Here is a 10848-nt window from a genome sequence, read left to right on the forward strand (position 1 = left end):
TGGGGGATGAGAAGAACCCCCACTGATGGAAGTTTCTCTTTATTTTGCACATTCTTTGATTATATATGTTACATTATTTACTAATTGGTTTGATTTATTTTAACTAAAATGGAGGAGGAATAGAAATGATTTTAGAAGCCGTCATGCTTCATGTAAAACAAGGGGCACAGGAAGAATATGAACAAGCTTTCCGGGAGGCATCTGTAATTATCTCTTCCATGAAAGGATATATTTCACATGAGCTGCATCGCTGTATAGAAGAAGAGGGAAAATATCTTCTTTTAGTCAAATGGGAGAGTTTTGAAGATCACACGATTGGATTTAGACAATCATCTGAATATGAAAAATGGAAAGAACTTCTCCATCATTTTTATGACCCTTTTCCGATTGTAGAGCATTTTAATAAAGTAAAACTTTAATTAAGAACAAATATTCGATATGATATCGATAGAGGTGAACGAACTCTATGGTGAGGACGAAAAAATCATTATCACAATTAATTGATTTTATAAAAGGGAATAAGGAATTTTCAGAACAGATTATTCATTGGCAAACAATGGAGGCGAGAGAGGCAAAAACAGTTCCGCTTCCGGAGATAATTGATACTCGTTTAAAGGAAGCGCTAGGGAAGCGCGGAATTCATACATTGTACACGCATCAGCATGAAGCATTTGAACTTGCAGGAGCTGGGAAAAACTTTGTAGCGGTAACACCTACTGCTTCGGGGAAAACATTATGTTATAACCTGCCGGTTTTACAGCAGGTTTTAAAAGACGAGCAGTCCAGGGCCCTTTATCTTTTTCCAACGAAGGCACTCGCACAAGATCAGAAAAGTGAATTAAATGAGATTATAACAGAAATGGGTGTACCTGTTCATTCTTATACATATGACGGGGATACATCACCGACGATTAGGCAAAAGGTGCGAAAGGCCGGACATATTGTTATTACAAATCCGGACATGCTTCATTCAGCGATCTTGCCGCATCATACGAAATGGGTTTCTTTATTTGAAAATATAAAATATATTGTTATTGATGAATTACATATTTACCGGGGTATTTTTGGAAGCCATGTAGCAAATGTAATCCGCCGGCTGAAACGAATTTGTGAATTTTACGGCAGTAATCCTCAATTTATCTGCACATCTGCAACGATTGCAAATCCGAAAGAATTGGCAGAAAATTTAACAGGGAAAGAAATGGAGTTAATTACGAATAATGGAGCACCTTCAAGTAAAAAGCATTTTATTTTTTACAATCCGCCAATTGTAAACAAACCGCTTAATATAAGAAGAAGTGCGACACTTGAAGTGAGAAAGCTGGCAAGTGAATTTTTGCGAAATAATATTCAGACAATTGTTTTTGCGAGAAGCCGTGTTCGTGTGGAAATTATTTTAACATATTTACAGGAACTGATTAAACGTGATATTGGGAATAAAAAAATTCAAGGATACCGTGGCGGATATTTGCCTAAGCAAAGAAGGGAAATTGAACAGGGACTCAGAAATGGTGAAATTTTAGGAGTTGTCAGTACAAATGCACTTGAGCTTGGCGTTGATATCGGACAGCTTCAAGTATGTATTATGACTGGTTATCCCGGCACGATTGCGAGTGCATGGCAGCAGGCAGGCCGTGCGGGAAGAAGACAGGGAGAAGCAGTTATTATGATGGTCGCAAGCTCCAGTCCGCTTGACCAGTACATTATTCAGCATCCTGATTATTTCTTCCATCAAAATCCGGAAACAGCTATGATTAATCCTAATAATCTAATTGTTCTCGTTGACCATGTGAAATGTGCCGCATTTGAGCTTCCGTTTAGAAAAGGGGATACATTCGGTGATATAGAGCTAGATGATATTTTAGAATTTTTAGCAGAAGAGAGAGTTCTTTATGAGAATGCTGACAGGTACCATTGGATGAATGACTCCTTCCCGGCACATAATATTAGCTTACGTTCAGCTTCTCAGGAAAATGTCGTCATTATCGATCAGACAAATGTTGCAAGTGTGAAAGTGATCGGGGAGATGGATCGTTTCAGTGCGATGACTTTGCTCCATGAGGAAGCTATTTATTTACATCAGGGTATTCAATATCAAGTGGAAAAATTAGATTGGGAAGAGAAGAAAGCATTCGTAAGGGAAGTGGATGTTGATTATTTCACTGATGCCAACCTTGCTGTTCAGCTGAAAGTGCTTGAAGTCGATGAATTTCAATCGAGTGATATTGTTGAACAAGGATTTGGAGATGTTACTGTCCAGGCAATGGCAACAATATTTAAAAAAATAAAGTTTGATACACATGAAAATATCGGATCTGGACCAATTCATTTACCTGAGGAAGAGCTCCATACTAATGCTGCTTGGATTAGTTTAAATGATAAGCTGAAGGAAGAGCTTACTGGTACTCGTCTAGAGGAAGCGCTTCTTGGTACAGCACATGTGCTGCAAAATATCGCTCCGTTGCTCGTTATGTGTGATCCGAAAGATTTACATGTTATTTCACAGTTAAAGGCTGTTCATAACAACAAGCCAACAATTTTTCTTTATGACCGCTATCCGGGCGGTGTAGGTCTTTCGAAAAAGTTATTTGAAACGAGCAGTGAAATGTTTGAACAAGCGGAGAATATGGTGAGAGACTGCCCGTGTGAGCATGGATGTCCTTCATGTATTGGGACAGAAACAATGTCTGAGACAGTTAAGCATGATACGCTTGAATTATTAGCAAATTTACAAAAAGGAGCGGGGGAATAAATCCTCGCTCCTTTTTTATTATTTATCGTTTTCGTCTGTTTTATTGAACCATAATGGATCATTATTATCGACAGCGCCATTATAATTAATTAGTATTTCTTCACCAGCTTTTATATCTGTGTAAGCAAAGAAGTCAAATGTATGGTTTTCGAAGTTGATATCATATGTGGCATTAGGTGTATAAGAATGATTAAACAACATCCCATATCCTAGGAGGATTGCGCTGTGATTTATTCCATATTCAAAGGCATAATCAGCAAGCAGTGTTTTTTCTATGAAAACATGTTCTTCATTCGGATAGGCAATAACCGGTGCTTCGTGGATAAGCTCACCCTTTTTTATATCACGTATTGCAAATACGCCTCTATTGAATTCCCCATTGCTTAGTTTAGAAGTTTTTATTTCGATCATATTAATCACCTGCTCTTTATAAAATGAAATAGGTTCTCCCCTTAGGAAGAACCTATTATAATTATTATGCTACAACAACGTTAGTAGCTTGTGGTCCGCGTTGGCCTTCTTCGATACCGAATGTAACTGTTTGGCCTTCTTCTAATGTTTTGAAGCCTTCGCTTTGAATAGCAGAGAAATGAACGAATACGTCTGATCCGCCATCTACTTCAATAAAACCGAAACCTTTATCTGCATTAAACCATTTTACTTTACCTGTGTTCATAAAATATTGCCTCCTAGTGCTTGTGCACAAATATTACTATTCTTGTCATCATATTCATTCAAGACAAAATTACTCATTACGTATTTTTCTATCATTTATCATATTCCGAACAACAATAATTGAGATTAAGCATATCACACTATAAAATAAATAGATAGTAAAAAAGTTTTTTTAGAAAAATAAGTAGAGTTTTATGTGAGAAATGATTAAAAATATGATGAAATGAATTTAGTGCAAGCAGTGAAAGCGGAATTAAATATTTTTCATTTCTTCTTCAAAATAAAAAGTCTGCGGATGTTCTTTAAGAGTATAGGAATATCTTTTCATATTAGCAACATAACTGTAATTTTTTATTGTAGCTGTTTCACCTGTAGCTTTGATAAGAACCTTTTCATCAACTTCAAATTTATTTTTGTTTTTCATATTGTCTCCAACTTTCTATATTAAATGATAGTTCTATTATCTCATACTAAATGTGATTGTCTACAAGTACTGTTTGGAAGATAGTTATTGCTCATGGTAATTACTGGTTTGTTAGGGTATACTAGGATATGAGGTCATTTCTTGACCTTCTATTGCTTGTTTTATTGGCAGAAGGTAAGAGACCACTAAAGGAAGGTGGCGAATATAATAATGGTAGTATATCAAGCTCGGGTAGGAGACGGATTTCGGGAAAAAGGATTGAAGAGAACTAATTCTTATTTCAGTACTCCAAAAGAAGCTGTCACAGAAGCATTAGCATTGAAGAAGAAGATTGATTCTTTATATAAAAATGAAATTAAGTGGGATTATAGTGAAGAAGTTACAGGACCAGCTGAAAAGATGAAAATACTAAAAGGATATCTTAGCGGTCATGAAAAATCTAAAGCATTTTATCTTCAAATTATTTCTATGAAACGTCAGGAAGAATTCAGTATTGTACCCCCGATAAAGCTTAAAAATATATCCTCAGATGATGAAAAGATGATGACGAAGGTTGTAAAATTATTTAAATAATATTTCTTGCAGTCGAGTATAGAATCGAGCAGATTCTATACTCGATTTTTTAATTGATCGAAAAATGTTAAAATAAAGTGAGGTGTTCATATGTCTTCCATTAAAAGTAAATTAAATAGATATAAAAAACATTTAAAAACAGATATAGAAGAAAAAGTACAAGAAAACGTTCCAGATATAGAAATTCCCCATGTTGAAAAATGGGATAATATTAATACAATTCCTTTTTATTTTGAAAAAGAGTACTCTCTTGTAAGGGAAGTAACATACCCTATCGATTATAAACACGGACGGCATCGTTTTTCAGAGCTGTTTACTATAGAGAAAATGTGGAATGAGAGCAGCAGCAACCATCCGTTATCATGTAAAGGACATGAAGTGAGTGAGCTGTTCTTTTTTGATACAGAAACGACTGGACTTGGCGGGGGAACAGGTAATATGATTTTTTTATTAGGACAGGCTCAAGTCTTTCCAGATCGTGTCGTTGTTAAACAGCATTTCCTTCCGAAACCGGGTAATGAAGTGTCGCTTTATCAAAGTTTTTTAAAAGATATTAATGTAAAAAAACTCGTTACTTATAACGGGAAAGCCTTTGACTGGCCGCAAGTGAAGACACGTCATACTCTTTTAAGAGGACTTATTCCGACATTGCCTGAGTTTGGCCATTTTGATCTGCTTCATGCTTCACGCCGGCTTTGGAAGAACAAGCTGGAATCTGTCAGGCTTTCTCTCGTAGAAAAAGAGATTTTACAGGTGGAACGTGACGGAGATATACCCGGCTATTTAGCGCCGATGATGTATTATCAATTTTTAGAACATAAAGACCCCGATATAATTGCAGGTGTTTTAAAACATAATGAAATAGACGTTTTATCGTTAATTACTCTTTATATCCATTTAACACTTAAAATTTTGAAGCCGGAAGAATATGCAGATGAAACAGAGCATTATGAAGTGGCAAGATGGCTTGATTCGGTCGGAGAAAGAGAAGATGCTTATATGACATATGAAAAGCTTCTTCCAAAAGGAAATAAAAACGAGGCAAAGACAAAGCTTGCTATGGCTGTTCATTTAAAAAGGCAGAAACAATGGGATAAAGCGGTAGAATTGTGGGAAAGTGTCTTAAAGTTTGGAAGCTATACATTAAAATGTGAAGCTGGAATCGAACTTGCCAAATACTATGAACATCAAAAAAGAGATTATGACAAAGCACTGCATTATGTGAGTGAAGTCAGTAAAATAATCAAAGAAAGAGAACAGTTTCTTGATTTTATCGGTAAGGAGAAGGAAGAGCTTACGAAACGCCGTGAGAGACTCGAGAGAAAACTAATAAAGCAGAGAATATAGAGGATGCCAGAAAGGTCCCGTTATGAGAATCCAGTAAAAACAATGGATTCCATGACGGGACCTTCCAATTTCAGGACTTATGATGGAGATATATCAGGCCGAAAACTCTTTCTTTAGCTGCAGTTTTTCTTTCACATTTCCTTTAAAAGAAAAATTTGTCCACATTCTAAGCAGGATTTCAATCGGTCCTATTTTTGCTATCTTTAAATAATAATAGCTTGCGATCATTTGTAAAATATAAATGAAAACTGCAATGACTATACCGAACCCTATACCGAGTTTCCCAAATAATCCAAAACCATAGCCGTAAAAAATAGTTGTACAAATAACCGATTGGAGTAAATAATTTGTTAGCGATAATTTACCGACACTTTCAAATCCCCGCAAAATAATGGATTCTTTCATTTTTACGTACATAAGCGAAAAAGCAAAAATATAGCCGAGTGCTAAAAGGCTGGCACCGAGGGTATTTAATACTCCTGACCAGGGAAAGTCCGGCGCAATATACAGAGAGCTTTTTAATAATAAGCCGGCTGGGATGAGCATTGCTCCCACTAAGTACTGTTTTTTCTCCAGATTTGGTTCTGTGAACATATTTATTTTTGCTGCATACATTCCGAATAAAAATAATGGTGCTGACACAAACGGGATTAGTAATAGCATAAAAATGACCAAGGCTGGAGGGAAATCTAATGGCATGACATCACGGTGAGCCATTATTTCTGCATATGATCCGCTTCCGTATACGTCAATCGTAGTTTTTACATAATGGATAATCTGAGCTTTTTCTTCTCCAGTGAAATCAGTATTTCCATATCCTAAAAATGGAATTAGGAATAAAAGAACAATGGCCCATATGAAAATAGTCTTTCTCTTTCGATTTAAGAAAAGTAATAAGAAGAAGCCGACCATTCCGTAAAATGCCAGAATATCTCCTTCCCATAAAAATGTCCCATGTAAAATGCCGAATGCAAGTAACATAATATATCTTCTTACAAAATATCTTTTCGTTTTTAATCCTTTTGCTTTTAAACTTTCATTCATTTTTATCATAGAATAACCGAATAAAAATGTGAAAATCGGCATGAAGCTACCTTCGACTGCAATTTTTGTAAAGAGATAAAATATGTGATTGATACTATTTAAGGAGTATAATTCCATTTCATCTTTTCCCCACATGCCATATTGGAAGATTAACATGTTTGCAAGAAGAATACCTAAAAGGCTTAGTCCTCTAATACCGTCAATTGATCTGATTCGAAACTGTTTCATGTCTGTCATGTCTATTTCCTTCTTTCTAAATTTCTTTAATATCATAGTAATTAAAAAATATTAAATGAATGAAAACACTAGTTTATCATTTGATAAAATGAATGAAAGGACAGTTAATGTTTTGATAATGTTTATATGTTACGATTTTACAGGAGGTGATTTTTTTGGAAGATATACATATTTTAATTGTTGATGATGAAACAGCGATCGTAAAAATGATCGAAATGGTGTTAAAAAAAGAGGGATTTCAGCATATCCATACTGCCCATAATGCGAAAGATGCTTTACATATCATTAATGAAATAAAATTAGATATTATTATTTTAGATGTTATGCTTCCTGATCAGACGGGATTTGATATTTGTCCGAAAATAAGAGAAGTATCTGATGCATTTATTTTATTTTTAACGGCAAGAGTATCCGATTTAGATGTGTTAACAGGCTTCGCCATCGGTGGGGATGATTACGTGACAAAGCCGTTTAATCCTCTTGAAATCGCGGCACGGATTAAAGCGACGCTTAGGAGACAGAAAAAACCAGAGAGAAAATTAATCGAACAGCCAAAGCAAAATCGCTTCGATTATGGAAGATTTATCGTCGATGTTGATGCAGGTGAATTAATAGTAGAAGGGGAGTCCGTTCAATGCCCTGCTCAAGTGTATTTATTATTAGTTCACTTCTGTGAACATCCGAATCTTGTTATATCTAAATCTCAATTACTTGAAGCAGTTTGGGGGTTTGACCGCTATGTGGACGATAATACGGTAACTGTCCATATAAGGAAAATAAGAGAAAGAATTGAGAAAGATCCAAGTCATCCGGAATATCTCGTTACAGTGAGAGGTCTTGGCTATAAACTTGTGAAGGATAAAGAAGAATGAAAGCAATGAAACGAAGATTAACACTTCATTTTTCCCTGCAATTTATTGCAATTGCTTTTTTTATGGGAATTGTTTTAATTACTTTAACCGTTTTAATAGTAAATTCGATTACGAAAGAAGACTTACATAGAAGTTTTCCGACTGGTGCTTTGGATATCATGGTAATGGAAGTATTTGTGGAAGATGGCAAGGCGGTTATTAGTGATGAATGGAATAAATTGCTGAAGGAAAAGGACATGTGGTTTCAAGTTATTAATGAGACAGGGAAAGTAATTGGGGAAAGTAATGTCCCATCAAATATTCCTAATGTCTATACAGCGGGTGATTTGCTGCAAATTGAGGAAAAAGAACAGCTTAATGGTTTTTCCATTTATTATACAGTCGATACTGATACGCTGACCGAGCCGTATTTTTACATGCTTGGTTTTAAAGATGAATCCCTGCATTTATTAGAAAAAATATTTGAAATTCATAATGAGGATGGAATAATTCAAGAAAGGGATTTGCCGACTGTCAAAAAGAAGTTAAAAGCGGATTCTTTAACTTTGCATATTGTCGATCATAAAGGAGATGTCATCCAGTCTTTTGGAGAAAATTTCAAGAAGAAGAGCTATGAACCGTTAGAGCTGATAAGAAGAAAAGAATCACCCGGTTATTATGATACGGAAATTTCTACTATCTATGATCCGGAAACGAAGAATACATGGGTGCTGCATAAACCTAGCAATATGAAAAGCTATACCGATTTAAGAGTGATGAAAGAAGTGCTTACTTTTTTAATTATTATTTGCGCAGCTGTTCTCCTTATTACATTAGCTATCGCCTTTTGGCACGGATTCCGCTACGGACAGCCTTTGCTTATTTTTACAAGCTGGCTCGGACGAATGGAGGCGGGGCAATATGATGAAGTGCTGACAGAGCAGGAAAAGAAGAAAATCTTTAAGCGGAATGGAAGGGTGAAGCTCCGCTATCGTCTTTACCAGGAAGTATTTAAAGCTTTTTATGAGATGGCAGAGAAGCTTAGCTCCACTGAAAAAGAGCGGAACAAATTAGAAAGAACGAGGGAAGAGTGGATGACGGGGATTTCCCATGATTTGCGAACACCTTTGTCAACTGTGCAGGGATATGGGCATTTGCTTGAAAGCGGAAAATATGACTGGTCAGAAGACGAGCTGAAAGATATGGGGAAAATGATTCGGGAGAAGGGAGATTATATGCTCCATCTCGTTGAAGATTTCTCATTGGCATTCAAATTGAAAAACAATACACTAATTTTCACGAAGGAAACTGTTCATCTGAATGAATTTTTGCAAAATATTGTCTTGAAATTTGTAAATGACAGGACAATTCCTAATGTGAGTTTTTCTTTTATAGAAGAAGTGCCAAATGTGCGTATAAAAGCTTCTTTACAGTGGTTTGAGAGGATTCTTGACAATCTTATTTATAATGCGATTAATCATAATCCGGCGGGGACAAAAATTGTTGTCAGTATAAAAGAAAGTGATAATCCAGGTTTTGCACTTATTGAAGTAAAAGATAACGGGGTCGGTATGGATGAGGAAACGAAGGGAAATTTATTCGAACGTTATTACAGGGGCACGAATACAGAAGAACGGACAGAAGGTGCAGGACTGGGCATGAGCATTGCGAAAGCGATTGTGCGGCTGCATGACGGGGAAATTTCTGTTGTCTCTGCTCCAAATAAAGGGACAGCCGTTACATTGAAATTTCCAATTGAACAAGGGTGACTCAGCACCCTCGTTCGTTATTGACCTTGTTCATTTTGAAGTTGTTGCTGTCCCATAGCGACGAGACGTTTTGTCATTTCGCCGCCGACAGAACCGTTTGCTCGCGCAGTCGTATCAGCACCAAGTTGAACTCCAAACTCATTAGCAATCTCTTCCTTCATCTGATCTAAAGCATTTTCAGCGCCGGGTACTAAAAGTTTGTTTCTAGCCATGATGATCACTCCTGCTTTTAGATTTTTGAGCAAAAATTATTTGCTCATTTTTAAGGTAACCGATTTTTAAATAACATTGCGAGGGAAATTTTAACAAAGGGTGAATATATGAAAGCATATCTTTTTCTATTAATAGCAATTACTGCAGAACTATTTGGAACATCAATGTTAAAAGCGTCAAGCGGATTCACAAAAATCTGGCCAACGATTGCTGTATTTGTCAGCTTCGGTATTTCTTTTTATTCTTTATCTTTATCATTAAAAAGCATCCCTTTAAGTATTGCTTATGCGATCTGGTCCGGAATTGGAACAGCAGCAACAGTTATTATCGGAATATTAATTTGGAAAGAAAAAATAAATATAATGAGTGTTCTCGGTATTTTATTCATTATTGCCGGTGTCATCCTATTGAATTTACATGTATCTTCTGAAGAGACAGTTGGAAAACCAGAAGAACAGGTAGAACAGAGCTAATTTTTCAGCTCTAATTTAACAATGGATAATCCATTTTCAATAAACATTTGCTCCTTTATAATAAATCCCAGTTTCTTGTATAGGTGAATAGCTGGAATGTTGGCTGACCCAGTAGCAACTACTGCTTTTTCAAACGGAGCTGTTTTTACAATATAGTTCAGGAGTGCTCCTGCTATTCCCTTTCTAAAATGGACTGGGTCAACGAAAAGACGGCAAATATCAAGAATGTTCTGATTGTTTTCATAAGAAAGAACACCTGCAAGTTCATCATTTAGGAAGTAGCCGATAAAGGTTTCTCCACTGTTTTGTAATGTTAAAACATTATCTTTTAATGGGGGAAGATTTGGAAAGTTAATTAATTGTGCTTCCACAGCGTATGATTTTTTTTGGAGCTCTAATAATGGATAAATTTCATTATGCAAGTCGATTTTCCGAATCATTTTTTTCTCCTTAAAAAGTAATTATTTATCTCAGCCTTAACGGGCAGTAA

13 protein-coding genes are annotated in these 10848 nt (G+C 35.9%); 7 read left to right on the forward strand and 6 right to left on the reverse strand.

Translation table 11 applies throughout. The features are described 5' to 3' along the window. Nucleotides 1-125: 125 nt before the first annotated feature. Nucleotides 126-419, forward strand: coding sequence for an antibiotic biosynthesis monooxygenase family protein (locus tag BFA01S_RS18685; RefSeq protein ID WP_066234346.1), 294 nt, complete (start codon nucleotides 126-128; stop codon nucleotides 417-419). A 50-nt stretch (nucleotides 420-469) separates the two neighbouring features. Further along, entirely contained in the window at nucleotides 470-2752 is a 2283-nt protein-coding gene (locus tag BFA01S_RS18690; RefSeq protein WP_066234382.1) for a DEAD/DEAH box helicase, read from the forward strand. Nucleotides 2753-2770: 18 nt separating this feature from the next. Here BFA01S_RS18690 and BFA01S_RS18695 read toward each other — a convergent pair whose 3' ends face one another. From BFA01S_RS18695 to BFA01S_RS22945, 3 genes are all read right to left on the reverse strand, one after another. Then, on the reverse strand, nucleotides 2771-3163 hold the full coding sequence (locus BFA01S_RS18695; RefSeq protein ID WP_066234349.1) for an SET domain-containing protein: 393 nt from the start codon (nucleotides 3161-3163) through the stop codon (nucleotides 2771-2773). 64 nt (nucleotides 3164-3227) lie between these two features. Then, nucleotides 3228-3428: a cold-shock protein gene (locus BFA01S_RS18700; protein WP_066234351.1), complete on the reverse strand. Its 201-nt coding sequence runs from the start codon at nucleotides 3426-3428 to the stop codon at nucleotides 3228-3230. Nucleotides 3429-3680: 252 nt separating this feature from the next. Then, the gene (locus BFA01S_RS22945; RefSeq protein ID WP_169800507.1) at nucleotides 3681-3851 is read right to left on the reverse strand and encodes a hypothetical protein; all 171 of its coding nucleotides are present in this window, start codon (nucleotides 3849-3851) and stop codon (nucleotides 3681-3683) included. A 210-nt stretch (nucleotides 3852-4061) separates the two neighbouring features. On the opposite strand from BFA01S_RS22945, the gene BFA01S_RS18705 reads away from it, so the two are divergent. Both BFA01S_RS18705 and BFA01S_RS18710 read left to right on the forward strand, forming a co-directional pair. Further along, nucleotides 4062-4424 (forward strand): hypothetical protein, encoded by a 363-nt coding sequence (locus BFA01S_RS18705; protein ID WP_066234358.1) that lies wholly within the window; start codon nucleotides 4062-4064, stop codon nucleotides 4422-4424. Nucleotides 4425-4514: 90 nt separating this feature from the next. Further along, entirely contained in the window at nucleotides 4515-5771 is a 1257-nt protein-coding gene (locus BFA01S_RS18710) for a ribonuclease H-like domain-containing protein (RefSeq protein WP_066234361.1), read from the forward strand. A gap of 93 nt (nucleotides 5772-5864) precedes the next feature. On the opposite strand, the gene BFA01S_RS18715 is transcribed toward BFA01S_RS18710, so the two are convergent. Continuing rightward, on the reverse strand, nucleotides 5865-7052 hold the full coding sequence (locus BFA01S_RS18715; protein WP_066234364.1) for a DUF418 domain-containing protein: 1188 nt from the start codon (nucleotides 7050-7052) through the stop codon (nucleotides 5865-5867). A 155-nt stretch (nucleotides 7053-7207) separates the two neighbouring features. On the opposite strand from BFA01S_RS18715, the gene BFA01S_RS18720 reads away from it, so the two are divergent. Continuing rightward, nucleotides 7208-7924 carry a response regulator transcription factor gene (locus BFA01S_RS18720; protein WP_066234367.1) on the forward strand — a complete coding sequence of 239 codons (717 nt, stop codon included), beginning with the start codon at nucleotides 7208-7210 and terminating at the stop codon, nucleotides 7922-7924. A gap of 5 nt (nucleotides 7925-7929) precedes the next feature. Next, entirely contained in the window at nucleotides 7930-9672 is a 1743-nt protein-coding gene (locus BFA01S_RS18725) for a sensor histidine kinase (protein WP_235843069.1), read from the forward strand. Nucleotides 9673-9689: 17 nt separating this feature from the next. Here BFA01S_RS18725 and BFA01S_RS18730 read toward each other — a convergent pair whose 3' ends face one another. Then, nucleotides 9690-9884: an alpha/beta-type small acid-soluble spore protein gene (locus tag BFA01S_RS18730; RefSeq protein WP_066234374.1), complete on the reverse strand. Its 195-nt coding sequence runs from the start codon at nucleotides 9882-9884 to the stop codon at nucleotides 9690-9692. A 108-nt stretch (nucleotides 9885-9992) separates the two neighbouring features. Here BFA01S_RS18730 and BFA01S_RS18735 point away from each other — a divergent pair, with 108 nt between their 5' ends. Then, nucleotides 9993-10358, forward strand: coding sequence for a DMT family transporter (locus BFA01S_RS18735; protein WP_066234377.1), 366 nt, complete (start codon nucleotides 9993-9995; stop codon nucleotides 10356-10358). Here BFA01S_RS18735 and BFA01S_RS18740 read toward each other — a convergent pair. Continuing rightward, on the reverse strand, nucleotides 10355-10798 hold the full coding sequence (locus tag BFA01S_RS18740; protein ID WP_066234379.1) for a GNAT family N-acetyltransferase: 444 nt from the start codon (nucleotides 10796-10798) through the stop codon (nucleotides 10355-10357). The genes BFA01S_RS18735 and BFA01S_RS18740 overlap by 4 nt on opposite strands. Nucleotides 10799-10848 lie beyond the last annotated feature (50 nt).

This window comes from Metabacillus fastidiosus NBRC 101226 (genome assembly GCF_001591625.1).
In the GTDB taxonomy this organism is placed as follows: Bacteria; Bacillota; Bacilli; order Bacillales; family Bacillaceae; genus Metabacillus; species Metabacillus fastidiosus.

Excerpts from the sequence above, each read along its gene's own strand:
- BFA01S_RS18700 (WP_066234351.1), bottom strand. The coding sequence starts at position 3,428 with ATGAACACAGGTAAAGTAAAATGGTTTAATGCAGATAAAGGTTTCGGT.
- BFA01S_RS18735 (WP_066234377.1), top strand. The coding sequence starts at position 9,993 with ATGAAAGCATATCTTTTTCTATTAATAGCAATTACTGCAGAACTATTT.
- BFA01S_RS18695 (WP_066234349.1), bottom strand. The coding sequence starts at position 3,163 with ATGATCGAAATAAAAACTTCTAAACTAAGCAATGGGGAATTCAATAGA.
- BFA01S_RS18705 (WP_066234358.1), top strand. The coding sequence starts at position 4,062 with ATGGTAGTATATCAAGCTCGGGTAGGAGACGGATTTCGGGAAAAAGGA.
- BFA01S_RS18715 (WP_066234364.1), bottom strand. The coding sequence starts at position 7,052 with ATGACAGACATGAAACAGTTTCGAATCAGATCAATTGACGGTATTAGA.
- BFA01S_RS18740 (WP_066234379.1), bottom strand. The coding sequence starts at position 10,798 with ATGATTCGGAAAATCGACTTGCATAATGAAATTTATCCATTATTAGAG.
- BFA01S_RS18710 (WP_066234361.1), top strand. The coding sequence starts at position 4,515 with ATGTCTTCCATTAAAAGTAAATTAAATAGATATAAAAAACATTTAAAA.
- BFA01S_RS22945 (WP_169800507.1), bottom strand. The coding sequence starts at position 3,851 with ATGAAAAACAAAAATAAATTTGAAGTTGATGAAAAGGTTCTTATCAAA.
- BFA01S_RS18685 (WP_066234346.1), top strand. The coding sequence starts at position 126 with ATGATTTTAGAAGCCGTCATGCTTCATGTAAAACAAGGGGCACAGGAA.
- BFA01S_RS18730 (WP_066234374.1), bottom strand. The coding sequence starts at position 9,884 with ATGGCTAGAAACAAACTTTTAGTACCCGGCGCTGAAAATGCTTTAGAT.
- BFA01S_RS18725 (WP_235843069.1), top strand. The coding sequence starts at position 7,930 with ATGAAACGAAGATTAACACTTCATTTTTCCCTGCAATTTATTGCAATT.